The sequence below is a fragment of the Eisenbergiella sp. OF01-20 genome (genome assembly GCF_003478085.1).
GTDB lineage: Bacteria > Bacillota > Clostridia > Lachnospirales > Lachnospiraceae > Eisenbergiella.
In genome coordinates this window covers 40,951-67,138 of sequence record NZ_QUES01000028.1, presented here as the reverse complement: position 1 = coordinate 67,138, position 26,188 = coordinate 40,951, and the positions used below count along the sequence as shown (strand labels likewise).

At 53.2% G+C, this 26,188-nt stretch carries 16 protein-coding genes; all 16 read left to right on the top strand.

Features of this window, described 5'->3' with window-relative positions; genetic code table 11:
• Window positions 1–10 precede the first annotated feature (10 nt).
• The 16 genes from dusB (at window position 11) to rpmG (ending at window position 26,186) form a co-directional block, all read left to right on the top strand.
• A complete protein-coding gene (dusB, locus tag DXA36_RS24080; RefSeq protein WP_118681974.1) occupies window positions 11–967 on the top strand; it encodes a tRNA dihydrouridine synthase DusB in 957 nt (318 codons plus the stop codon).
• A gap of 101 nt (window positions 968–1,068) precedes the next feature.
• A complete protein-coding gene (locus tag DXA36_RS24075; protein WP_147366643.1) occupies window positions 1,069–1,854 on the top strand; it encodes a hypothetical protein in 786 nt (261 codons plus the stop codon).
• 341 nt (window positions 1,855–2,195) lie between these two features.
• The gene (gene greA, locus DXA36_RS24070) at window positions 2,196–2,678 is read left to right on the top strand and encodes a transcription elongation factor GreA (RefSeq protein WP_118681972.1); all 483 of its coding nucleotides are present in this window, start codon (window positions 2,196–2,198) and stop codon (window positions 2,676–2,678) included.
• Window positions 2,679–2,929: 251 nt separating this feature from the next.
• The gene (locus DXA36_RS24065) at window positions 2,930–4,888 is read left to right on the top strand and encodes a right-handed parallel beta-helix repeat-containing protein (RefSeq protein WP_118681971.1); all 1,959 of its coding nucleotides are present in this window, start codon (window positions 2,930–2,932) and stop codon (window positions 4,886–4,888) included.
• 471 nt (window positions 4,889–5,359) lie between these two features.
• Window positions 5,360–5,695 (top strand): transcriptional regulator, encoded by a 336-nt coding sequence (locus DXA36_RS24055; protein ID WP_009256204.1) that lies wholly within the window; start codon window positions 5,360–5,362, stop codon window positions 5,693–5,695.
• 15 nt (window positions 5,696–5,710) lie between these two features.
• On the top strand, window positions 5,711–6,895 hold the full coding sequence (gene glf, locus DXA36_RS24050; protein ID WP_243114731.1) for a UDP-galactopyranose mutase: 1,185 nt from the start codon (window positions 5,711–5,713) through the stop codon (window positions 6,893–6,895).
• A gap of 129 nt (window positions 6,896–7,024) precedes the next feature.
• Window positions 7,025–8,656, top strand: coding sequence for an acyl-CoA carboxylase subunit beta (locus DXA36_RS24045; protein WP_118681970.1), 1,632 nt, complete (start codon window positions 7,025–7,027; stop codon window positions 8,654–8,656).
• A 211-nt stretch (window positions 8,657–8,867) separates the two neighbouring features.
• Complete coding sequence (locus DXA36_RS24040) at window positions 8,868–16,301, top strand: non-ribosomal peptide synthetase (protein ID WP_118681969.1); 7,434 nt, start codon at window positions 8,868–8,870, stop codon at window positions 16,299–16,301.
• Window positions 16,302–16,326: 25 nt separating this feature from the next.
• On the top strand, window positions 16,327–18,210 hold the full coding sequence (locus tag DXA36_RS24035) for a sensor histidine kinase (RefSeq protein ID WP_118681968.1): 1,884 nt from the start codon (window positions 16,327–16,329) through the stop codon (window positions 18,208–18,210).
• Window positions 18,207–19,715, top strand: coding sequence for an HD domain-containing response regulator (locus DXA36_RS24030; RefSeq protein ID WP_118681967.1), 1,509 nt, complete (start codon window positions 18,207–18,209; stop codon window positions 19,713–19,715). The genes DXA36_RS24035 and DXA36_RS24030 overlap by 4 nt, the downstream gene beginning before the upstream one ends.
• On the top strand, window positions 19,712–21,370 hold the full coding sequence (locus DXA36_RS24025; RefSeq protein ID WP_118681966.1) for an AMP-binding protein: 1,659 nt from the start codon (window positions 19,712–19,714) through the stop codon (window positions 21,368–21,370). The genes DXA36_RS24030 and DXA36_RS24025 overlap by 4 nt, the downstream gene beginning before the upstream one ends.
• A gap of 14 nt (window positions 21,371–21,384) precedes the next feature.
• Complete coding sequence (locus DXA36_RS24020) at window positions 21,385–21,612, top strand: acyl carrier protein (RefSeq protein ID WP_118681965.1); 228 nt, start codon at window positions 21,385–21,387, stop codon at window positions 21,610–21,612.
• Window positions 21,613–22,251: a 4'-phosphopantetheinyl transferase family protein gene (locus tag DXA36_RS24015; RefSeq protein WP_118681964.1), complete on the top strand. Its 639-nt coding sequence runs from the start codon at window positions 21,613–21,615 to the stop codon at window positions 22,249–22,251.
• 148 nt (window positions 22,252–22,399) lie between these two features.
• A complete protein-coding gene (locus DXA36_RS24010; protein ID WP_118681963.1) occupies window positions 22,400–24,628 on the top strand; it encodes a pyruvate formate lyase family protein in 2,229 nt (742 codons plus the stop codon).
• A 17-nt stretch (window positions 24,629–24,645) separates the two neighbouring features.
• Window positions 24,646–25,560, top strand: a complete 915-nt coding sequence (locus tag DXA36_RS24005; protein WP_182479239.1) for a glycyl-radical enzyme activating protein — start codon at window positions 24,646–24,648, stop codon at window positions 25,558–25,560.
• Between the two features lie 476 nt (window positions 25,561–26,036).
• The gene (rpmG, locus tag DXA36_RS24000) at window positions 26,037–26,186 is read left to right on the top strand and encodes a 50S ribosomal protein L33 (RefSeq protein ID WP_009256180.1); all 150 of its coding nucleotides are present in this window, start codon (window positions 26,037–26,039) and stop codon (window positions 26,184–26,186) included.
• The last annotated feature ends 2 nt before the right edge of the window (window positions 26,187–26,188 follow it).

The window sequence follows — 26,188 nt, the reverse complement described above, 5'->3', positions numbered from 1 at the left end:
GGTAGAGGACATGGCGGAAGTAAAGATAGGAAATGTAACGCTGGAAAACGGCGTTTTTCTGGCACCCATGGCAGGCGTAACAGACCTGCCATTTCGTTTGCTTTGCCGGGAGATGGGAACCGGCCTTGTATGCAGTGAAATGGTAAGTGCCAAAGCTATTTATTATAACAATAAAAATACGGAGGGGCTGCTGGAAATCCACGAAAAGGAACGTCCGGTATCCCTTCAGCTTTTCGGATCCGATCCGCAGCTGATGGCGGAAATGGCAAAAAGGATAGAGGAACGCCCTTTTTCCATCCTGGACATCAATATGGGCTGCCCCGTCCCCAAGGTGGTAAATAACGGGGAGGGATCCGCCCTCATGAAAAATCCGGTGCTGGCGGGGAAGATCATATCCGCAGTGGCAGGGGCGGTGAATAAGCCGGTTACGGTAAAAATCAGGAAGGGCTTTGACGAGGCGCATGCCAATGCTGTGGAACTAGCCCATATCGCCCAGGAAAGCGGGGCGGCTGCGGTTGCTGTGCATGGACGCACGAGAGAACAGTATTACGCGGGAAAGGCGGACTGGGACTGCATCGCGCAGGTAAAGCAGGCGGTGAGCATACCGGTTATGGGAAACGGGGATGTGAACGGGCCGGAGGCCGCGGAAAGAATGCGGAAGGAAACGGGCTGCGATGCGGTTCTCGTCGGCCGTGCGGCCAGAGGCAACCCGTGGATTTTCCGGCAGATCATCCATTATCTGGAAACCGGGGAGCTGCTATCCAAACCTCCCATAGAGGAAGTGCGGGCCATGATGCTGCGCCATGCGGCCCTGCTGACGGAATACAAAGGAGAATTCACCGCCATCCGGGAAATGCGCAAGCATGTGTGCTGGTATACCGCGGGTTATCCGCATTCCGCCAGGCTGCGGGAGCGTATTAATGAAATGGAGACCATGGAGGAATTGGAGGCCCTGTTCCTCGCTTGATACCTGACCGTATGGAGAGATAAAAATCCCGCCTGAGCGGTTCAGGCGGAAAAAAACGGCATGAAAAAACGACGGGCTGCATAATCTTAAGCATGATATATATGAATGCATTTTTCCCCTGGGACAGGGGAATAGTAAAACAGATGCCGGCGGCGCGGAGCGGGCCGGGGCGCATATTTTTACAGAGAAGCAGGCCTTTTATCTGGCGGGAGGCGGGGGAAGAGGCAGAAATAGCTTATTATATGCTTCCGGAGCGCTGGATGAAGAAGCCGGAAAAGCTGAAGGAGCGGCTTCCGGAATGGCTCGCTGCCGCGGCCGGTTCCGGAGAGGTGTGGGTGGCTCCCGAAATCAGGAAAGTATTTCCATGGAAGCCCAAGGTGCCTGAGACGGAGCTGATGCGGCTGTTCTGGAAAGAACAGAAGCCATGCCGGAGTATGATTGTGATAATGCCGGATTACGGAAAAGAGGACTTTTATGAGGAAATCAGGGAAGAAGCGGACTGTCTCAAAGCATTCCTGGGAGAGGATTACGGAGGCCTGAATGGCCTGCTGCTGATTAGCCGGGTCCTGGAGAAGGAAGGTATGCAGATATCCCTGGAGGAGGAAGTGCCTTATTATGCCCATATCTATCAGGATACGGGCCTTCCGGTCATATGCGGGGGAACCGCGGCCTCTTTTGGTTTTGCGGACGGGGTGTGTATTGATATGCGCCCGGGTTACCGGATTCCTTTCCGCCGGCTGCCCGAAAAGCTGCTTTATCTGGATATGACCTCCGATCCGGAAAAAGAAAGGCTGCTTTCTGCTAAAAGAAAGGATATTTGTTACAGGAGTGCCCTGAATTTTCTTGACACTTATGTGAGAAACAGGTATAATACGAACCGTTACTGAGAGTCGGCGATGGATTGTATTGTGAAAAGAATGTAATTTCCGGGGAAACGATTCCGTCAGGTCTGCGCATTTACTGCGCAGGCTGTGAAGGGGCTGAACCGTTACTTTCTGGAATGAATATCAGAATATCGTTATATGGATGAATGGATGAGAATGGCTGAATAATAACTGAAATATGGCATTGCTTGTGGAAGAGCATTGCCATATTCTTGTGATGAACACAAAGCTGGCCCTGCTTCGGCAGGAAAAGCCCGTACTCAGCTAAAGGCACGTACAGAAAAGATTTGTGTAACTGTGGAGGTACCAAACAGTTACAGCTTTGTTAAGAAAGGGAGAGAGAAATGGAAGAAAAGAAAAATATCCTTACGTATGAAGGACTTCGCAAGTATGAGGACGAGCTGCATAATCTGAAGGTTGTAAAAAGACAGGAAGTGGCGCAGAAAATCAAAGAAGCAAGGGAACAGGGGGATCTTTCTGAGAATGCGGAATACGATGCCGCAAAGGATGAGCAGAGGGATATCGAGGCCAGGATAGAAGAACTGGAGAAAATCCTGAAGAATGCGGAAGTGGTTGTTGAGGATGAAGTGGATCTGGAGAAAATCAACATCGGCTGCCGTGTGCGGATCCTGGACATGGAATATAACGAAGAACTGGAATATAAAATTGTCGGTTCCACAGAGGCCAACAGCCTGAAGGGAAAGATATCCAATGAATCTCCCGTGGGTAAAGCGCTTATCGGCGCTAAAGTGGACGATGTGGTGGAAGTGGAGACCCAGGCGGGGACCATTACTTACAAGGTACTGGAGATCCAGCGATCCAACTGAGCATAACAGGAGAATTTGGTTTATAGGAGAAACAGGAGACAGCCGGAGGCAGGCATATGCTTCCGGCTGTCTGCATTGCCGGGCGGGGTATAAGCCGGGATGCCGCAGGGCGCGAAGGGCCGTCTGAAGGTTACAATCATAGCAAGAAGTGATGAATTGTTGCAAAATATTGCCTTGCAATTTCCATCCTCTTTTTGTATGCTGAGCTGTATAAGTAAAAGTGCCGCTTATGCGGCGGAGCGGAGGACGTAATGAATAGAGAATATCATGTATCAGTAAACGGCTGCGACCGTGCCGAAGGGACGATGGATAATCCGTTCCGGACAATTTCCAGAGCGGCGGCTGTTGCTGAAACCGGGGACAGGGTTATTGTCCATGAAGGGGAATACAGGGAATGGGTAAAACCCGCCCATACCGGTTACAGTGATATCAGCCGTATCACCTATGAGGCCGCCGAAGGGGAAAAGGTGGTGATTAAAGGCTCGGAAAGAATCCAAAACTGGGAAAATACGGAAGGTACCGTATGGAAGGCTGTTGTTCCCAACTCCCTGTTCGGGGATTACAATCCTTATACGGAAGTGCTGGTCGGCGACTGGTTTCTTTATCCCTGCATCAACGGCCCGGAAGGATATGAAATACACACAGGAGATGTGTATCTGAACGGAAAGTCCTTTTACGAAGCCGCTTGTCTTGCGGATGTGAAGAACCCTGTCATGCGTACTCATGGGTATAATCCCCCGTGGACGAAGCATACCGAGCCGATTCTTCATCCGGAAGATACCATATACCAGTGGTATGCAGAAGTGGAGGAAGAAAACACCGTTATTTATGCCAATTTCCAGGGGGCCGATCCCAATAAGGAGCTGGCGGAGATCAATGTGCGTAAATGCTGCTTCTATCCCGAAAAACCGGGAATGAACTATATTACCGTCCGCGGTTTTGAAATGGCCCAGGCCGCATGTCCCTGGACGCCTCCCACCGCCGATCAGCCCGGCCTTCTGGGAACCCATTGGAGCAAAGGCTGGATTATAGAAAATAATGAAATCCATGATGCAAAATGCAGCGGTATCAGTATCGGCAAGGAATCCTCCACCGGCCATAACCTGTGTACCAGAAGGCACCGCAAGCCGGGCTATCAGTATCAGATGGAAGCCGTGTTCCGCGCTCTTCAGATTGGCTGGAGCAAGGAAAAAATCGGTTCCCATATCATCCGCAACAATGTGATCCATGACTGCGGACAGAACGGTGTGGTAGGCCATATGGGCTGTGTTTTCAGCCAGATTACGGACAACCATATTTATAACATCGCGGTCAAGCATGAATATTTCGGTTATGAAATAGCAGGAATCAAGCTGCATGCTGCCATTGATGTGGAAGTTTCCCATAACCGCATCCATAACTGCACACTGGGAGCCTGGTTTGACTGGCAGGCGCAGGGAACCAGGGTGAGCAGAAACCTGATGTATGCCAATGACCGGGATCTGATGATGGAAGTAACCCACGGCCCTTACATGGTGGACAACAATATTTTTGGATCCGATTATAATTTCGACAATATTGCCCAGGGCGGCGCTTATGTGAACAACCTGTGCTGCGGAACCATGCGCAGGGAGCCTGTGCTCAACCGTTCCACCCCCTATCATTTCCCTCACACCACCCAGGTGGCGGGAACCACGCTTGTATACGGCGGGGATGACCGGATATACCAGAACATTTTTATCGGGGGTGCAAAAACCTATACCGAGCAGTCCGTAGCCGGAACTACCGACTATAATGGAAGCTGCACCTCCCTGGAGGAGTATGTGGAAGAGCTTCTGGCTCTTGGCAACGGCGATGTGGAAATGTTTGAAAAAGTAAAACAGCCGGTTTATATCAATGCTAACGCTTACCTGAAAGGGGCAGCCGCCTTTGACAGGGAAAAAGAAAACTATGTCAGCCCGTGGGATCCGCAGGTGAAGATAGTGCCTGAAGGGGATACGGTGTATCTGGAAATGAATGTGGAAAAAGAAATGCTTTCCATCCCTACGGAAGTGATCGATACGCAGAAGCTGGGAATGGTACGTCTTGTGGAGGCCCCCTTTGATGATCCGGACGGCAATCCCATCGTGCTGGATACGGATTACCTTGGCGAAAGCAGGAAAGCCGGCAGCGCGGCAGGTGCAATCGCCGGGCTGAAGGAAGGTTTCAACCGTTTCCGTGTCTGGGGCTGATGCCGGCAGTATAGCAGAGACACACAAAAAAGAGGCCGATGGCCTCTTTTTTTGTGATCCGGCCCCTGTGGGCATGCATAGAATCGTTGGGATGCATGTGCATGCCGGGGATGCTCCCCGCATCCGGAACCCATTTCCCCGGAAAGCGGCTCCATGAAAGCCAAAATGAGCCAGCTCTACCTCGTGGATCGGCTTTATCAGGAATCGTACGGAAGATATTTTGAAGCATGCAAGCACAACAAGGAAGTAACTTCCCGTTCCGTGGTGGATAAGCTATTCGGATTCCCTGTTTTTTCATCAACCGACAATTTTTTTAACACTTATGGCAATTTTATAGCATATTATGACCAATTTCTTAAAATATTCGAAATTTTGTTTATTTTTCAAAAGATATGTTGCAAAATGAAAGGTAAATAGTGTACAATTAACAATGCAAAACCTTAGGGTTAAAAGGTAATGGAGGGATTTGAAATGACCAAAGCACAGATCTTGAAAAAAGAAATTTTAAGCCAGTACAGAAGCGTAAGGCAGTTTGCATTAGAAATGCAGATCCCTTACAGTACGCTGGTAACGGCACTGGAACGGGGCATCGATGGTATGGCCTATGGAACCGTTATCAAAATGTGTAACAAACTTAACCTGAATCCGGTAGATTTCAGTTCTCTGGAAAGAGACACTACCATCAGCGAGCAGCTTCTTGAGAACCGCGTAATGCAGTATTACGTAAAGCTCAATCAGGAAGGCAGGGACAAGATCCTCGGACTGATGGACGACTTTGTACAGATTAAGAAATACAAAGCAAAATAATGAAGGAGAGATTCCATGCATTATGATTATCTGATTGTGGGGGCAGGGCTTTTCGGAGCCTGTTTCGCACACGAGATGTACGGCAGAGGTAAACGCTGCCTGCTGATTGACAAAAGAGACCATATTGCCGGAAATATCTACACGGAAGAGAGTATGGGCATCCAGGTACATAAGTACGGTGCCCATATTTTTCATACCTCCGACAAGGAAATATGGGACTATATAGGGCAGTTTGCAGAGTTCAACCACTATATCAATTCGCCGGTTGCGGTGTATAAGGATGAGCTTTATAACCTGCCCTTTAATATGAATACGTTCAGTAAGATGTGGGGAATCCGCACCCCGGCGGAAGCACGGAAAATAATCGCGGATCAGATTGCCAGCCTGAATATCGGGGAACCCCGGAATCTGGAAGAACAGGCGCTGTCCCTGGCAGGAAAAGATGTCTATGAGAAGTTGATCAGGGGTTATACGCAGAAGCAGTGGGGCAGGGACTGCCGTGAGCTGCCCGCTTTTATTATTAAGCGCGTGCCGCTCCGGTTCCGTTATGACAACAATTATTTCAACGATCCCTATCAGGGGATACCCAAAGGCGGCTATACGGCGATAGTGTCTGAAATGCTGAAAGGCATTGAGGTGCGTACCGGCATAGCCTACAGGGATTTCCTGAAGCAGAATGAGGAAAGCAGTTCTCCGGATACCTGGGACAAGGTCCTGTATACCGGCATGATAGATGAATATTTTGATTACAGTCTGGGAGCGCTGGAATACCGTTCGCTGCGTTTTGAGACGGAGCAGCTTCCCGGCGAAGATAATTACCAGGGGAATGCGGTGGTGAATTATACCGATGAAGCCGTCCCTTATACCAGGATTATCGAGCATAAGCATTTTGAGTTCGGAACACAGCACGGGACCGTCATAACAAAGGAATACCCCGCGGAATGGAAGCCGGGGGATGAGCCTTATTATCCTGTGAACGATGATAAAAATACGGCGCTGTATGCCAGGTACCAGGAGCTGGCACGGCGGGAGGAACGCGTGCTGTTCGGCGGAAGGCTGGGCCAGTACCGGTATTATGACATGGATAAAGTGCTGAGGGCTGCGCTTGATATGGCATCGGAGGAAGGGGGTGCCTGCGGTATCCGGGCAAACAGCAGGGAAGAGTTGAAGAAGGTTACAGGAATGAAAACAGATAAATAAAAAAGCACGGCTGAAAAAAAGATTGCACTTTTTCCCAGCCGTGCTATAATAATGATTAAATAATTTGATGTTCAAATTATTATAATTTCAAATAGTTAGATAAACAAGTGATTCAGGAGGATTCCATACATGAATTGGGAACAGGCGAACAAGAATCTGGACGAAAGAAGACAGAAGGCGCTTTTGGGAGGCGGCCAGTCAAAGATAGACAAACAGCATGCCGGAGGAAAGCTTACGGCGAGGGAAAGGCTGGATCTGCTATTTGACCAGGGAACCTTCGTGGAGACCGATGCTTTTATCGAATCCAGGATCGATGATTTTGATCTGGATAAAAGAAGAGTGCCGGGGGACGGCGTGGTGACGGGGTATGGGTATGTAGACGGAAGGCTGGTTTTTGCTGCCAGTGAGGATTTTACGGTAATCGGCGGCACCCTTGGGGAGTACCATTCCATGAAAATCTGCCGTCTGCAGGATATGGCAATGGAAATGAAAGCCCCTCTTGTGTGCGTTAACGACAGCGGCGGTGCCAGAATTGAAGAGGGGATCAGTTCCTTAAGCGGTTATGCGGGGATGTTCCTGCGCCATACCAAGGCTTCCGGCGTGATTCCCCAGATTGCGGTGATTCTGGGGCCATGCTCCGGCGGCGCCTGTTACGCGCCCGCCATCTGTGATTTTATTTTCATGGTGAAGGATACCTCCAAAATGTTTATTACAGGCCCCAACGTGGTGAAAACGGTCATCAACGAGGTCACTACGGTGGAAGAGCTGGGCGGTGCCGAGGTACATGCGAAAAAGAGCGGCGTTTCCCATTTTACCTACGATACCGAAGGGGAATGTATGATGGGGGTGCGAAAGCTCCTGAACTACCTGCCTTCCCATTTTGAGGAAAAGGCGCCGGTTATCCGTCTGGAGGAAAAGAAGGCGCTTTCCCGCAGCGTTAACCGGGTACTGGAGCATGTGGGAAGCCTGGGCCGCAAAATCCACGGAAGCAAGAAAAACAGCGAGAACCCCTGCGGGGATCTGCAGAGCATCGTGCCGGATAATTCCAGGCATTCCTACGATGTGAAGGATGTCATCAGCAGGATTGCGGACAAAGGCAGCTTTTTTGAAGTGCAGCAGGATTTTGCCGGAAATGCGGTGGTGGGATTCGCCCGGATGGACGGGGAAACGGTGGGTTTTGTGGCGAACCAGCCCGCGGTGATGGGAGGATCCCTGGATTATCATGCATCTGACAAAATAGCCCGTTTTATCCGTTTCTGTGACTGCTTCAGCCTGCCGATCCTGACTTTGGTGGACGTACCGGCCTTCCTGCCCGGTACGGCCCAGGAGCACAGCGGAATCATCCGGCACGGGGCAAAGGTGCTGTATGCGTATTCCGAAGCAACGGTGCCCAAGATTTCCCTGATTATGCGCAAGGCCTACGGCGGCGCGTATATCGCCATGAATTCCAGGGAAATGGGGGCCGATTACGTGTATGCCTGGCCCATAGCGGAAATCGCGGTAATGGGGGCGGAAGGCGCCGTCAATATCGCCTTTAAGCGGAAGATCAAAGGGGCCTCCGATCCGGAAGCCATGCGTGCCCAGTGCATCAAGGAGTATGAGGAACGGTTCCTCAATCCGTATGTGGCAGCCTCCCGGGGATATGTGGATGAGGTGATCAAGCCGGAGGAAACACGGGAAAAGCTGCTGGACGCCTTGAAGGCTTTCCGGGGAAAGAAGGAAGAGGCACCGAAGAAAAAACACGGAAATATCCCTCTGTAACGGCAGAAAGGATTGCAGGTATCATACAGTCCCAAATGGGAAAGGGGCATAATATTTGCCATTCTTACTTAGAATACAGCGCTTTTTACTACAGAATAGCGAATTACATTGCATTTATGCACAAAAAACGGTATAAATAGAATGTATATAAAAACGTTTCCCGGCATCGGGAGACAGCGGAGCGACTAGTTGAAAAGGGCGGGAAGAAGCAGTGGACTTTGAAGGGAGAACCGTATTTTCCCTGTCCCAGAGCCAGTGGAATATCTGGAATCTGGAGCAGGCCTATCCGGGAACATCTATCAATTATATCAGTACGACCGTAAGCATCCGGGGGAAAATAGATTTTGTGCTGCTGCAGAGGAGCATCTGCATGCTGTTGGAAGCAGATGCTACGCTGCGGACCAGAATCACGCTGCAGGGGGAGAAGCCTGTGCAGTATTTTGCCCCTTATCAGGAACAGAATTTTGATATCTATGATTTTACCCATACGGATCAGGAGGGAATCAGCAGTTGGGAGACTGCAATGAGCAGGGAGGTAATTCCGATACTGGATGCCCCCCTGTATCGTTTTGCCCTTTTTTGCACCGGCGAAAATGCCGGTGGTTTTTTTGTTAAACTTCATCATCTTATATCGGACGGCTGGTCCCAGATGCTGGTCTGCAACCGGATCGGGCGTACGTATCTGGCACTGCTGGCAGGGGAAGAGCCGGATACCGGGGAAATACCGGCCTATGATCGGCACCTGCAGGAGGAAGAGGAATATCTGGCGGGAAAGGCCCGGCGGAAGGATGAGCAGTATTGGAAAGAGCAGGTGGAGAAGGCAGGAGAGCCTTCCGTTATCAAATCCATAAAAAGCGCGGCGGTGAGTCCTGTGGGGAGAAGGCTCAGCTTCCGGCTTCCCCAGGTGCTCAACCACGCTATTTATCTGTATTGCCTGAAAAACAGGGTGGCCCCTTTTGCGGTATTTTATATGGCGCTGGCTATTTATTTCCGGCGGATAGGGGGTGCCGCCCGTTTTACGGTGGGTGTGCCCATTTTTAACCGTTCCAGCTATTTGATGAAGCAATGTACGGGGATGTTTGTAAATACCCTCCCCTTTTATAATGAGATTCAGGATGAATGGAGCCTGGACCGGTTTAACGAGGAGCTGATGGACGCCTGGTATGAACTGCTGCGTCACCAGCGGTATCCTTTTTCCCATATTGTCCGTCTGGCGGACCGCGGGGGACGGGAGGACGGAAGGCTTTTCCATATCGCGTTGTCCTATCAGGACAGCGTTGTATACGAGAACAGGGATGCCTGTGTGGTCTTTGACGGAAGATGGCATTACAGCGGTTATCAGGCGGAACAGCTGTGTATCCACCTGAGCAATATGGAAAGCCACAAGCAGTATTGTGTGGATTATGATTACCTTTCCCAGTTTTTTGCGGAGGAAGAAATTGCCAGGCTCCATGAAAATCTGGTGAATATCCTTATGGAGGCCCTGCACAATCCGGATAAGCCGCTCTGCCGTCTTTCCGTGCTTGGCAGGGAGGAACGGGAAAAGGTACTCTATACCTTTAACAGCACCGGGCAGTATCTGGAGGAAACGGGGCTGTACCAGGTATTTGAACAGGTGGTAAGGGAATATCCGCAGCGCGCTGCGGCTATCTGCCGCGGGAACCGTCTGACCTATTCACAGCTTTCCGATTGGGCCTGCGCCGTTTCGGAAGGGCTGGAGCCGTTTTTCGGGGAAGAAAAAGGGGTGGCGGCTATCCTTTTGCCCAGGCAGTTTGCGCTGCTGGCCGCAATGCTGGGGACGCTGCGTTCGGGAAATGCCTATCTGCTGCTGTCCGCACAGCTTCCGGTGAAACGGATCCTGGCTGTCTGCCGGAAAAGCGGCGCCGGAGTGCTGCTTACGGATGAGGAGATGGCCGGCCGGCTGAGAAGGGAAGGGGCGGATATCCGGATGTTGTTCCCGGAACAGCTCACCGGAAGCGGTACGGGAAAAGAAGCGGCCCGGACAAAACCGGAGGCTCTGGCCTATGTGGTATATACCTCAGGCAGTACCGGAGAGCCGAAGGGCGTGGAAATCACCCGGCGCAGCCTTCTGAATCTGGTCAAGGCAATGACGCCTATCTATGGGAAAGGGGCGGTGCTGTCCGTATGCAATGTGGGCTTTGACGCTTTTACCCTGGAAAGCACCGCCGCCCTTCTCAATGGCAGAACGGTCATCCTGCCTCAGGAGGAAGAGCAGGAATCACCCCGCAGGCTGGCGGAACTGATCAACGGGTATGCAGCGGGATTTTTGTCCATAACGCCGTCCAGGCTCACGGCGTTTCTGAAGGATCCTGCCTTTTCCCGCGCCATGCGCCGCATGGAAAGTATCGTCTGCGGCGGGGAGGCGTTTACGGGAGAGCTTCTCAAGCTTCTCAGAAACAGTACCAATGCCCGGATCTATAACCAGTACGGGCCTTCGGAAACCACTGTGGCCGTGAGTATGAAAGAGCTGGGGGATGCATCTGCCATCACGGTTGGGAAACCCATGCCCAACTGCCGGATGTATGTGCTGGATCCCTGGATGAATCCCCAGCCGGTAGGCGTTTACGGACAATTGTACATCGGCGGCGTCTGTGTGGGCAGGGGCTACCGCAATGCGCCAAAGCTGACGGAACAAAGCTTTCTGGAAAATCCTTTTGAAGCGGGAGAGAGGATCTATGCCACCGGGGATGTGGCCCGATGGACGGCGGAGGGGGAAATTGTTCTGGCCGGCCGTCTGGACCGGCAGGTGAAGCTGCGGGGGCTGCGCATCGAGCCGCAGGAAGTGGCGGACTGTATCGCTTCCTATCCCGGGGTGGAGGAAGCCGCCGCCAGGGTATGCCCGCTGAACGGGCAGATGGTCCTTACGGCTTATTACTGCGCGCAGAAGGAAATACCGGAGATGGAGCTGCTTGCTTTTTCGGCCTCTTACCTGCCTCAATATATGATCCCTTCCTTTGTTATCCGGCTTGACCGGCTTCCTCTTACGCCCAGCGGTAAGGTGGATGAAGAGAAGCTGCCTCTGCCGGCGGAAGAAAAGGCCTGCCTGTCCGCCGCTTCGGAGGATGCCCTGACCGGACGGATTCTGGAGATTTTCAGGGCGGTCCTGGAAAAAGAGGAGATGGGTGCGGACAGCGATTATTTCCTGTGCGGGGGGAATTCCCTGAATGCCATGGAAGTGCTGGCACAGCTTGAGGATCACACGGGGAAACTGCTGCGGATTTCGGATCTGTATGCCTGCCGGACGGCAGGCCGCCTGGCCCGTTATATCGGCGGGGAGCAAAAGCTGCAGGAGGAAACCCATACCCAGGAGCTGCGTCCCGCCCCGAAGCTGGAGCGGTACCCGCTCACGCCTGTCCAGCAGGGGATATATGTGCAGTCCTGCATGGATTCCCAGGGATTTGCCTATCATATGGCGGGCGCTTTCCGGATCCGCGGGGCTGTGGATCGGGAGAGGCTGGAGGACGCGTTCCGGAAGGTGATCGCGGGAGACGGAATTTTCCGTACCGCCTTTGTACAGGAGGAGGATGGCGTATTTGCCCGTATCAGCGGGGCGGTTCCTTTTTCCCTGCCGCTGCTGCGGGGGGAAAGCCTGGAGGAAGCCGCCGGGCAGATATGCAGGCCCTTCTGCCTGGCGGAAGCGCCTCTGCTGCGTGCCGGCCTTTGGCAGGATATGCAGGGGGCGTGGTACCTTATCATCGATGTGCATCATATCATTGCGGACGGCATGAGCACGCCCCTTCTGGCAAAGCGTCTGAGCCGGTATTACCGGGGAGCCGCCCAGGAATACGAGAAACTGGGGTATCAGGATTATGCCTATGCCCTGTCCCTCCGGCCGGAAAAAGGGAAAGAAAGGGACAGGCAGTACTGGAAGGCGCATTTATCCCCGCTTCCGGAACCCCTGCTGCTGCCCGCCGATAAGCCGCGCCCGAAGAACTTTGATTTCCGGGGGAAGAACCATACCCACCGGATCAATGCGGAGATAACCGAACGCTGCAACCGGTGGTGCCGGGAAAACGGGATTTCCCCTTATATGCTGTTCCTGGGGGCCTATGGTATCCTTCTTTCTGCGGTTTCCGGGAAAAAGGAGCTTCTTGTGGGCACACCGGCAGCGGGAAGGAACCACAGACAGCTGCAGGAAATATGCGGCCCGTTTATCAATACCATGCCCCTTCGTCTGCGGATTGACAGGGATGCACGGATCCTGCCTTATCTTCAGGAGGTAAGGCAGGAAGTGACCGGAATGCTGGAGCATCCGGATTGCTCCCTGGAGGAAATGATAGCTATGTTGGGGCTGCCCAGAAGCTTTTCGGATAATCCCCTGTACCAGGCCGCTTTTTCCATGCGCCCCTTTGAGACGGGTAAGCTGGCCCTGGGGGAAACACCCATGGAATATGTGCCTGTTTTCACCGGAACCGCAAAGACCGAGCTGTTTATGGAACTGGTGCAGGAGGAGGGGGAATTCCGGCTGCAGTTTGAATATGCCTCTTCCCTGTTTGAAGATGAGACGATAAGGCTTTATGCAAGAAGCCTGGAAACCATTGCCAGAGGGCTTGTGGAAGGGGAGGCGGAGACTATCGGTGAGCTGTCTGTTCTGGATGCGGGGGATCAGATGGAGCGGATCGAGATTCCCAACTACCGGTTTATGCCTTATCTGAATCAGCCGGTGCATCAGATGATACGCAACCGGGCGAGACTGTATCCCGGGGAAACCGCGGTCATTTATCATGGAAAGAAGCTTACCTGCCGAATGCTGGAACAGATGGCGGGGGGCGTGGCATACAGGCTTCATGAAGCCGGCGCGGCACGAGGGGATCGTATCGGCCTGTGCACCGCCCGTACGCCCTGGCTGCTGGCGGGGATGCTGGGTATTTTAAAGGCCGGCTGCGCCTATGTGCCGCTGGGGGCGTCCCTGCCGGAAAAAAGGGTGCGCTATATCCTGGAGACGGCGGGAGCCGCCATGGTTCTGTGCGATGAAGAAAACAGAGAGAATATGCAGCAAAAAACGGCGCTTCCCCTTCTTCCGGTAAAGGGGACGGAGACAGGCGCCTGGGAAGATACGGGAATAAACGGGGAAGATTTGATCCATGTCCTGTTTACTTCCGGTTCCACCGGGAGGCCGAAGGGGGTCATGCTGCGCCACCGCAGCCTGTCCAATCTGTTCGCCAATATGAAAATGCGCATGGCTGCGGTTACCGGGCCTGTGCTCTGTACGGCCAATATGATGTTTGATATCTTTATTGTGGAATCCCTGTTCCCGCTCGCTCTGGGAAATCCGGTGGTGATGGCGGATGAGGAGGAAATGATGCTGCCCTGGAAGCTGGCCGGCCTCATCCGGGACACCGGCGCGGAGTTCATGCAGATGACGGCATCCAGGCTGCAGATGTGCCTGGGAAATGAAACCTTCCGGCAGGCAGCGGCCGGCCTGAAGCTGGTTATAGCCGGAGGGGAACCTCTCACGGAGACTCTGGCGGCGGATTTCCGGCAGGTATGCCAGGGGACGCTGCTTAATATGTACGGCCCCACGGAAGCGGCGGTCTGCACCACCGCGGAAGAGGTGGTGCCCGGCAGGCGGATTACCATCGGCTGCCCGCTCTCCAACTGCAGGGTTTATGTCCTGGACGGGGAACGGCGGCCGGTTATTCCCACGGCTGCAGGCGAGCTTTACCTTGCGGGCGAGGGGATTGCCGAAGGCTACATAGGGCGGCCGGAGCTTACGGAAGAAAGGTTCTTCCCGGATATTTATTTCCCGGAACAGCGGATGTATCAAAGCGGGGATATAGGAAGGCTGCGGGCGGACGGCCGGATCGAATTCCTGGGACGCCGGGATGACCAGGTGAAAATCAATGGGCAGCGGGTGGAGCTTGACGAAATCGTTAACAGTATTCTGGAGTCAGGGGCTGCTTCCCAGGCGGCGGTGGTTCCTGTAAAGAAACCGGACGGTTCCACGGAGCTGATCGCTTATTATGTGAGCAGGGACGGCGGGGACAGGGAAGAGGAGATCCGCACCTGGCTGCGTTCCTGCCTGACGGAGGTGATGGTGCCCGGACGGTTCTGCCGTCTGGACCGCCTGCCGGTGACACCCAACGGGAAAGTGGATTTGCTTCTGCTGAAAAAGAACCGGGATAAAGAGGAGGACAGACCGGAAACAAAGGCTGCCGCGTTTCGTATGCCGGATCCGGATCCTGTAAAAAACACCGGCGTCACTTCCGGCCCGGAGCCGGGTTTTTGTCCGTCCGGAAAGGAACAAAAAAAGGCCGGGAACGGCCTGGAGGATAAACTCCTGCGCATATGGTCCGCAGTCCTTGGGAAGGAGGATCTTTCACCCGGGATTTCCTTTTTTGAACAGGGAGGCACCTCTCTGGGCGCGTTGAGCGTGCTCAGCCGCTATTTTAATGAGGGGATGGAAATGACCATGGCCCGGTTTTATGAAAATCCCACAGCCAGGGCGCAGGCGGCAATACTGGCGGGCGCAGGGCCGGAAAACCGAAAAGAGGAGGCGCCGACTTATCCGGCAAAAGTCCCTCCGGCCCGGCCAGTCCTTACGGAAGAGAAAAACGTGCTGCTTACCGGCGCCACCGGCTTTTTCGGCGCCCATTTGTTAAAAGAGCTTCTGGCCCGGCCGGGAGTACGCGTGATATGCCTGGTCAGGGGCGGAGACAAAAAGCGGCTGGAGGATACTCTTTCCTGGTATTTCGGAGCCGGCTGGATCGCCGGTGTCAGAAGCCGTATACAGACGGCGGACGGGGATCTGGCGCTGCCCCGCCTGGGGATGGAGGAAAAGCAGTGGAAGGCGTTGGCGGAGGAGATTGACGGAATATACCACAGTGCGGCGGATGTGCGTCATTATGCGGCGGATGCCGGGGAATTCCTCACCACAAACGTGACCGGTACAGAGACTATGATCGGGCTGGCCCTTCAGGCAGACGCAATGCTGCATTATATATCCACGGCCAGCATCAGCGGCGATTTCCTTGTCGGGGAGCCGGAAAAAACGGCAGTTTTCACCGAAGCGGATTTTTATATCGGCCAGAACTGGGAGGACAACATATACATCAGGAGTAAATTCCTTGCAGAGGCGGAGGTTTACAGGGCGATGGAGGAAAAAGGGCTGCATGCCAGAGTTTACCGGCTCGGACGGATTACGGGACGATGTACGGATCAGGTGTTCCAGAGGAATCCGGAGAACAACGCCGCCTTCCTTTTGATGCGGGCGGTGCGGTGTGCGGGTGCCATAACCGAATCCATGGCCCGGCTGCCGGTGGATCTGACGCCGGTGGACTGGTGTGCGTCTGCGGTGCTTGCCCTGGGGAAATCGCGGAGAACCGCATTCCATCTGCTCAACCCGCTGCCCCCTTCCATGAAGGAGGTGGCGCTGGCTATGGTTCCGGGGCTGCTTATCGTGCCGGATTCCTCCTATGGCCCGCTTCTGCTTGCGCGGATGACGGATGCCAACCGGGATATCCTGGCGCCCCTTCTGGATTACCATAATCGTACGGGAGCCGGGGAGAGCAGGATACGGGTGGACTGTACAGTTACGTTGGAGGCATTCAAAGAGGAAGGCTTTACGTGGGCCATTCCTCCGGCAGCCCATTTGACGGAAGGCTTTTCGGGGCTGTTTTCATGAGAAGTACGCAGGAGGAAAAGAGAACATGATTTCTGATTTTTCTGCCGCCATCTTTTTAGCGGCTCTGATTGCCATCATTTTATTTTTTATCTGGAGCTTCAAGGTGAAGAGGCTCCAGCTTATCCATAAATATTATCTGATGCTGGCAGGATCCTACGGCCTGTGTGTCATTGCCCTGCTGGGGATGAAGCTGACGCCCAGGGACAATGTGACGGCGCTGATGTTCTGGGATGCGTGGACCAATACCATGGGGGCTTTAATGCCGGTATTCTGCCTCTGCATTGCCCTGATATTCGTCAAGGGCTGGGAACAGATGCCGAAAAAAAGCATGCTGCTTTTCCTGATTCCCGTCATCACGATTCTGGTGGTATGGACCAATCCTCTTCATCATCTGCATTATAAGGTGTTCTCCACTATAAAAAGTGAGATTGTTTTCGGGCCTTATATCGCAGTAACCGGAATCTACAGCTGGCTGTGTCAGCTTGTGAGCCTGCTGCTCATGATCAACTTTGCCCTGCATAACAAGAGCCGGCTTTATCTGCTGCAGTGCCTGATGTTTTCCCTGGGCTGCCTCTGCCCGCTGACGGTAAGCATTGTGGCTACCGTAACCAGCAGCCTTTCGATTACGGCCACACCCTTAAGCTTCATGGTCCCTATTGTTCTCAACGGGATAGCCATATACCAGCTTCATATTCTGGATATCAGGCCGATTGCCATGCAGCATGTGCTGGACTGGATTTCGGACTGTTACCTTCTTCTCAGCGATAAAGGCGTGGTTATCAGCTATAACAAACCTTTTGAAAAAATTCTGGCTTCCGGCTACGGCATCGCGGAAAGCCGTTATTTGAGCGACTGTGTCAAAAAGGAAGATGTATATAAGAAAACAGCCATATATAACCTGATAACCGCCATTTCCTCCAGCCGGGAAGCGTGTTCCGCCATATCCTACGAACAGGCGGTCACCATCGATACCGGTGAGGGGACCAGGAAAAATTACTATGTGGTGGATGTGACGCCGCTGTATATCAAAGAAATCCTGTCCGGCTTTGTGGTTATTTTCAAGGATGTGACACAGCTGAAGAAAAGCATGCAGCAGCTGCAGGACAGCCAGGCCAGAATGATGGAGCAGGAGAGGCTGGCTTCCCTGGGACAGATGATAGGGGGGCTTGCCCATAACCTGAAAACCCCTATAATGAGCATATCCGGATGTATTTCCGCGGTGGAAAGCCTGGTGGAGGAATGCAGGGACAGCCTGGAGGATCCGGAGGTGACGCCGGAGGACTACCGGGAAATATACAGGGAGATGGAGGACTGGTTTGAAAAGGTGAAGGAATCCTCTTCCTATATGTCGGACATCATAACGGCTATCAAAGGACAGGCGGCCAGTGTGAACACGAATGTTGACGTCACATTTACTACGGAAGAGTTGATTAAAAGAAGCATGCTGCTCATGCGCCATGAGCTGATGAGCAGCGGCTGCAGAGTGGTGACGGAAATAGAGGGCGATCAGGTGTATGCCATCCGGGGTGATATCAATAATCTGGTACAGGTGCTGAATAACCTTCTCTCCAATGCCGTATATTCCCAGAAACAGATGGGCGGCGGGGATATCGTCGTGGGGGTAAGAAAAGACGGGGAGTACCTGAAGCTGTTTGTAAAGGATACCGGGCCGGGCATCAGCGGGAGAGTGAAGGAGCGGCTGTTTAAAGAAATGGTTACCAGCAAGGGAACCCATGGGACAGGGCTGGGACTTTACATATCCGATGCTGTGGTCAGAGGAAAATTCGGCGGAACCATGTGGGTGGAGGACAATCCGGCAGGCGGTGCTGTCGTGGGCGTTTCCATTCCGCTGAGCGAGGTGCAGGAAGAGAAAACGGGAAAGAACAAGGGGGATAACGAAGAAGGATGAGAAAGAACAGGAGGACGCTGCATAAGGATTTCCGAATCCTGACGTTAGACGATGACGTCATCATGACATCCACGCTGCAGGCATACTTTCAGCGTTCCGGTTACTATGTGGATGTAATCAATGATCCCTGCCGTGCCATTGAACAGGTACGTGAGGGCGCTTATGATATCCTGCTTCTGGATTTCCTCATGACACCTATATGCGGCGATCAGGTGGTGGAAGAGATCCGGAAGTTCAACAAGGATATTTATATTATCCTGCTGACGGGCCATAAAAGCATGGCACCGCCTATCAGGACGATCAGGGAACTGGATATCCAGGGATATTATGAGAAAAGCGATCGGTTTGATCAGCTGGAGCTGCTCGTGGAATCCTGCGTCAAGTCCATTTCCCAGATGCGCATCATACAGAATTATAAAACCGGACTTTCCCAGATGATGGATTCGCTGCCCCAGCTGTATAATCTGGACAATACCCAATCCATTTTTGAAAGCATCCTCCGGATCACCGGGAAGGTTTTCTGCGGAGAGGGGGCCTTTTTGATGGTATGGGGTCCGAAAGAGGAAGGGGAAACGGAGAAAATAATCCATGTGACGGGGAATATCAGCCGGGAAGAGGTGCCCCGCATAGTGGAGACAGCACAGTTTGACGGGCAGACCGTCCTCTGCAGGGACGGGATGATGCTGGCTGCCATTGAGGACGAAAGCCGCCGGACCATCGGGATCCTGGGAACGGGCATGAGCCCCGGTACCGAATACGTCCAGGCGCAGATGATGGAAATCTATGTGAGACAGATATCCTCCGCCATTCACAACATGCGCCTCCACCAACTGGTCAGCGTAAAGAACGAGGAGCTTACCAGGGCTTACGAACAGCTGAATGAAAGCTATGTGGAAATTATCAATGCCATGCGCACGGTGGTGGATGAAAGGGATATATACACAAGAGGACATTCGGACAGAGTGTCGGAGCTTGCCGCGGATTTGGCGTCCTGGCTGCAAAAGGACAAACGGTTTGTGGACAGGGTACGGCTGGCCGGCCTCTTCCATGATATCGGCAAAGTGGGAATTTCGGATAAAATACTGATGAAACCGGACAAGTTGGATGAAAAGGAGTATGCGGATATCAAAAAGCATTCGGATAAAGGGGCCAAGATACTTTCCGCCATAACCCTGTTTAACGACGTGGTACCTATTGTCCGCTCCCACCATGAAAGAATGGATGGGAAAGGCTATCCGGACGGGCTGCAGGGAGAGGAAATCCCGGAAGAATCTCAGATTATAGCCGTGGCGGATTCCTTTGACGCCATGACCTCACACCGTCATTACCGCAGCAATCTGCCGCTGTCCGCCGCTGTGGAGGAATTAGAGCAGGGAAGAGGAACACAGTTTGCCCCTCACGTAGTGGACGCTTTTCTGGAAATGCTGGAAAGTATGGGGGAAGAAAGCTTCAGCCAAAAATATGATACCGGAAAAGAGCATGACGAGGGAGGAGAAAAGCGATGAAAAATTTTCCACGTAATGAAGTAACCTATTATGATACCTTTGATGCGTTTACGGACGGGATAGAAAATGCCTTCGGGGATAAGCCCGCCGTAGCCTGGTTCCGCAGAAACAAGGCGGAAGAAAGCAGAAGCTACCGGGAACTGGCGAAAGAGGTGAGACAGCTGAGGGCAGCCCTCTGCGCCCGCGGGCTTGCAGGGAAAAATATCGCTCTGGTAGGCGAAAACAGGTATGCGTGGATCGTCACCTATCTGGCTGTGGCCTCCTGCGGGGGGACGGCGGTTTGCATTGATGCGGAACAGTCGAACGAAAGTATCTGGCAGATGCTGCAGATGGCTGAGGCGGAAGCCGTATTCGCTTCCGATATCTGCCTGCCCATCTGCGAGGATATTCCCGAGGGAAAGGATCGCATCAAGCTGTTCGTCCTGCTGGGGGATACCGGGGACGGCAGGGTTCCGACCTATGCCGGGCTGTGTGAAGAGGGGGAACGCTGTCTTTCCGAAAACGGGCCGGCCGTGTATCCTCCAATCGGGGCAAGACAGACGGCGGCCATTGTGTTCACCTCCGGCACCACCAGCCTGTCCAAACCGGTTATGCTGAGTAACCAGGCGATTCTCCACAATGCCAGCGATTCCAGTGTCTATGTGTCCGCAGAAGAACGGGTATTTACCTCCCTGCCCTTTTACCATACCTACGGCATGACCTGTGCGGTGCTGGCTACCCTGGTCAGAGGGGCGCTGCTGCTTATCAACGGGGATCTGAAAACCGTGATGCGGGATCTGCACCTGGCAAAAGCGGATTCCATGCTTACCGTCCCGCTTATGGTGGAAGCGATCCACAACCAGCTCTGGCTGAATGCGGAGCGGGAAGGAAAAGCGGAGGGGCTCCGCCGGCTTCTGGGCCTGCAGCGGCTGCTGCGGAAGGTTGGCATCAAATCCAAAAATAAAATTCTGGATGAAATCAGGCAGAAATGTGTGGGTACGCTTCATATAATAATATGCGGAGGCGCCCATCTGAATAAGGAAATCGCGGAAGAATTCCTGCTGCTGGGGATTCTGGTGCTTCAGGGGTACGGTATCACCGAATGTTCCCCGCTGGTGTCCGTAAACAGCAATTATTCCTATGACATGGATTCCGTCGGCTATGTGCTTCCCTGCTGTGAAGTGAAGATAGAGGACGAAGAGATATGGGTGCGCGGGAAGTCCGTCATGAACGGCTACTACAAAGCCCCGGAGCTGACCGCCGAGGTCATGGAAGGGGAATGGTTCCGGACCGGGGATCTGGGATGCCTTGGCAAGGAAGGTTTCCTATATATAACAGGACGCAAAAAGAATCTCATCGTTTTCAAAAACGGGAAGAAGCTTTCCCCGGAAAAGCTGGAAGAAAAAATCGGCATGATTCCGCTTGTAAAGGATGTGCTTGTCTACGGGGCCATGAGCGGGGCATCTGCGGATGACGTGAAGCTGGCCGCCAGCATCTATCCGGATCCGGAGAGGGCGAAAGGCCTTTCCTCCTATGAAATCCTGGAGCAGCTGCAGGAGGAAATCAATAAAATCAATGCCCATCTGCCCATATACCAACAGGTGCAGATGGTGAACATACGGGAGCAGGAGTTCTCCAAGACTGCCTCCAAAAAAATCAAAAGACATCTGGTCTGAAGGGGGAAACTGACATGCTGGAGCTGATTAGAAAAATTGTGTTTCAGGTTACCGGTAAGGATACGATTACGTATGATACGGATTTTGTTCAGGATCTGCGTCTGAATTCCTTTGAAATTATGAATATCGTCAGCGCTTTTGAGGAATATTTTGATACGACGATTCCGAACAGGGATGTCTGGCAGCTGCATCAGGTAAAGGATGTGATTGCTTATATGCAGGAAAAAGGACTTGAGGTATAAATGGAAATCAATAATGAGGAAATTGTCCTCTATATTTACCATATGAATAAAGCCGGCCCGGTCCCGGAAGAAAAGAACCGGCCCGGCGCGGCAGGACAGCGGGAAAAGCAGCTGTCCTCCGCCTTCCTGGCCCGGGCCGCCTCACATTATGCCGCGCGGCACTGCCCGGCCGGAATCACCCCGCCGCCGGACGTTCCCTCATGCTGGCATACCCGGAAAGGCAGCCATGGAAAGCCTTACTTCCCGGACTGCCCCTGGCTTCATTTTTCCATCAGCCACAGCGGTGAATACTGGGCCTGTGCCATGGCTTCCACAGAGGTGGGGCTGGATATCCAAATCCATACCAAAGGCAGGAGGGAACGCATTTCCGCCCGTTTCTTCCACCCACAGGAAAATGAGTACCTCCGCAGCTGTAACTACCGGGACTTTTTCGATGTCTGGGCGGCCAAAGAAAGCTATGTCAAATATACCGGCACCGGCATCGGCGAAGGCTTTGCCTCCTTCACCGCCGCCACCGCCGCCGCCCTGGCCCGGGAAATCAACGGCGTCCGGCTGAAGGTCATCCCCTTCCGGCCGGACTACAGTCTCTGCCTCTGCGCCCCCTGCATCGGAAATGTCACCGTTCATTATGAGGTATAAAATCCCGCATAAATGCAGGGAATCTATTGACATCAGGGCACAGCAGTGCTTTGATGGATCATAACAGCAGTTATTGTCTGCCGCAGCGGTAAAAGGCGGTCAACCCGCAGCGTTTCTGCGGGAATGGGGAAATGTGTCGGAGGCGAAAATGGGAGAGCGGATATTTACAGCAGGGGGACCTTCTTATAAAGAGGTAAAGGACAAATTATTCGATCAGTTTGTACATCCGTGTTATGAAAATAATGCAGGGATGAGCGGGGAGGCATTGGAAAAGGGCTTCCGGGAGCTGGCGGAAAACAAAGGGAAGCTTACGCGTCAGGAGCTTCGCGCCGTGCTGTTTTGTTATGTGACGGAACATGCACGTGTGGGCGTAGATCCCAAGGACTGGTTTGCCAATCATTTTGATACCTGTTCCCAAATCCTCATCCGCCACAGGGAAAACTGGCGGAAGGAATATGGAGAGGGACCGCTGCATGAGGCGGAGGAACTTCTGAAGCGGGGGAAAAGAACCGGTGCGTTTGAGGCGGAGCTGGATCTGGGGCATATCTCTCCGGGATGGCGCTTTCTGCTGCATGAGGGCGTACCCGGGATTATCCGGAAGGCCCAGGACGGGCTTGACAGGGACGGCGGGGAAGAGGAAAAGGGATTTTACCGAAGTGTGCTCCGGGTATACGGCGGTTTTTTGAAGCTTATGAAACGTCTGGAACTTGAGGCGGACAGAATGGCTACGGAGCATCCCCTGCATGCGGATCGGATGAAAAAGCTGGCGGCCTGCCTTGCCGCCCTTGCGCAGGGGCCTCCCGGAACCTTTTACGAAGCACTGCAGTTGGCGTGCCTTTTCCACCAGCTCATAGAATTTGAAGGCGAATGGGTGCGTTCCATGGGGAGCTTCGAATTAAACTTCGGCCCTTATTATGAAGCGGATATCCGGGAAGGGCGGATCACCGGGGAAGATGCCAGGGAGCTGCTCCGGTTTTTCTGGATGAAATTTTTCTCCAATACAAGAGGTTCGGGCAATGGCAAGAACTTTTATTTCGGAGGCCTGTGTGCAGACGGGACGGATACGGCCGGCCCTCTTTCCCGCCTTGCCCTGGAGGTTTATTATGAGCTGAACCAGCCGGATCCCAAGCTTTCTATCAAATGGAACAGCCGGACCGGTGAAAGCTTCAAGCGTCTGGTGGCCAGATGTCTGCGGGACGGCCGCACCAGCATGGTGATCATCAATGATGAAGAAGCGCTGGAAGCCATACGCAAACGGGGGGTATCGGAAGCGGACAGCTATGACTATCTCCTGATCGGCTGCTATGAGCCGGCCATCGAGGGGAAAGAAGTCGGCTGCAATATGTGTGTGAAATTTAATCTGGCAAAACCGGTGGAGCTGGCGCTTTTCAACGGAACAGACCCGATGACCGGGGAACAGATCGGTGTCCGGACCGGTGAATGCCGGGATTTCTCCTCCTTTGAGGAGTTTTATGCAGCTTATGAAAAGCAGATGGCGAAGCTGCTTTGCGATGTACAGGGGGCGGTCAGGGCCTATGAGGGCTGCTGGGATCAGATTAACCCGGAGCCGTTCCTTTCGGGAACCTTTCTTTCCTGTCTTGACAGGGGCAGGGACATCTCCCGCAGCGGGCCGGACTATAACAACACCGGCAGCATGGGCGGCGGGCTGGCCAATGCGGCGGATTCTCTCCTGGCGGTGAAAAAACTGGTTTTTGAAGAAAAACGTTATACAATGGAAGAACTGAAAGCCATGCTCCGGGCCGATTTTAAAGACAGCGAGAGGGAACGGCTTTACCTGGTAAACCGCGTTTCCAAATGGGGCAATAATCAGGAGGATGTGGATGCGCTTGCCTGCCGTGTGGCAAAAAGCTACACCGGGATGGTAAATGGAGTGAAAAACGGCCGGGGAGGGCAGTTTACCGCTTCCCTGTTTACCCTTGACCACTGCTTCAGCCTGGGCCATCATACAGGGGCGCTGCCGGACGGGCGGACAGAGGGACATTATATTGCGAAAGGCATCGGCGCCATGACCGGGCTGGATAAAGCCGGCGTGACGGCACAGATCCAATCCGTTTCCAAGCTGGATTTCACGGAGATTCCCAATGGATCCGTCCTGGATATTTACCTGCATCCCACAGCGGTGGACGGAGAAAAGGGGATCGATACGCTGATCCATCTGATAGAGACGTATTTTGCCCGGGGCGGATATGGGATCCAGTTCAATATCCTGAACGCGGATGAACTCCGGCGGGCACAGAAGCATCCCGACGAATATGCCACCCTTCAGGTGCGCGTCTGCGGCTGGAATGTGTATTTTGTCACCCTTGGTGAAGAAGAACAGAATCACTTCATCGAGACTACCATGCAGGTAGTATGAAGGAGGACGGAAAGAATATGGAAACTTCAAAAGGAATGGTTTCCGACAGCAAACGAATGAGTGTCCATGACGGTCCCGGCATCCGCACCACACTGTTTCTCAAGGGCTGTCCCCTTCGCTGCCTGTGGTGCCATAACCCGGAAAATCTACAGACAAAGCCCGCCCTGAGCTTTACCCGTAAGCTCTGTATCGGCTGCGGCGCCTGTGCCCGGGTATGCCCCGGAGGCCTTCACAGCTTTCCGGGAAAGGAACACCACATCCGCTTTGATGCCTGCAGCGGCTGCGGCGCCTGCACGGAGGAATGCCTGCCCGGCGCCCTGAAGCTTTACGGCCGGGAGATGGAGCCAAAGGAGGCGGCCCGCCTCCTTCTGGAGGACAGAGACTTCTACGTCCGCTCCGGCGGAGGCGTCACCTTTTCCGGCGGCGAACCCCTTCTGCAGCCCGCGTTCCTCGCAGAAGTCATGAAGCTGCTGAAAAAAGAAAAGATACCTGTTGCCGTCGATACCTGCGGGGATGTACCCTGGTCCGCTTTTTTACAAGTGCTCCCCTACACGGATCTGTTTCTATATGACATCAAACACCCCGATTCCGCCATGCACAAAAAAGGGACCGGCAGGGGAAATGAAAGAATTCTGGAAAACCTTGAAAATCTCCATAAACAGGGGGCCGCCGTGGAAATCCGCACCCCCGTAATCCCCGGATATAACGACGATCCCGGGACGCTGCGGTGCATAGCCTCCCTGCTGAACGGTTACGATAATATCACGGCATGGCGCCTTTTACCGTACCACAGCATGGCAAAGGGGAAATACGAGGCTCTGGGCCTGCAATATCCCATGCCGGAGACGTCTATGCCCGACGATACCCGTATGCGAGCCGTCCGGACAGAGCTTTCCGCCCTGTTTCCCGCCGTGAAACTGTCGTCTGATTAATGAAGACGGGGTTCGGGTTTCCCCGGCCGTTTCAGGCCCGCCCCAATGGCCGGCCCCGGCGGCCGGGAAACCGATCCATGCTGCCGCCGCGATTTCTCACGGCCTGTGCAGTAAACGCGCAGACCTGCCTGAACGGTTACCAATCCTCCTCTGTTTTCCCTCTTGATATTTCCCCCTTGATTTTGCAAAATTACTTGACTTTGCGCCGTCCCTTATGCTATAGTCATATGGCGAGATGAGATTTAGGTCTTTTTTTTATGCTTAAAATTCTCAAAAGACCAGGTATGCCAATTGCCCGTAAGGGTATTGGCCACGGGCGTTTGTCGGCATTCATGGAGTGAATAAAGACGAGAAGCTATCGTGAGAAAATATAGGTTAGGATTTGTCAACAAATAACTCGTACAGTCAGCCCGGCTGACTGCACAAGCTATTTGTTGGCAAATCCTTAACAGAGAAAAAGGTGGAGGTGGAATACCATGCGTACAAGAATCACATTGGCATGTACGGAGTGCAAGCAGCGTAACTACAACACAACAAAGGATAAGAAAACACATCCGGACAGAATGGAAACCAGCAAATACTGCAGATTCTGCAAGAAGCACACAACGCACAAAGAAACCAAGTAATC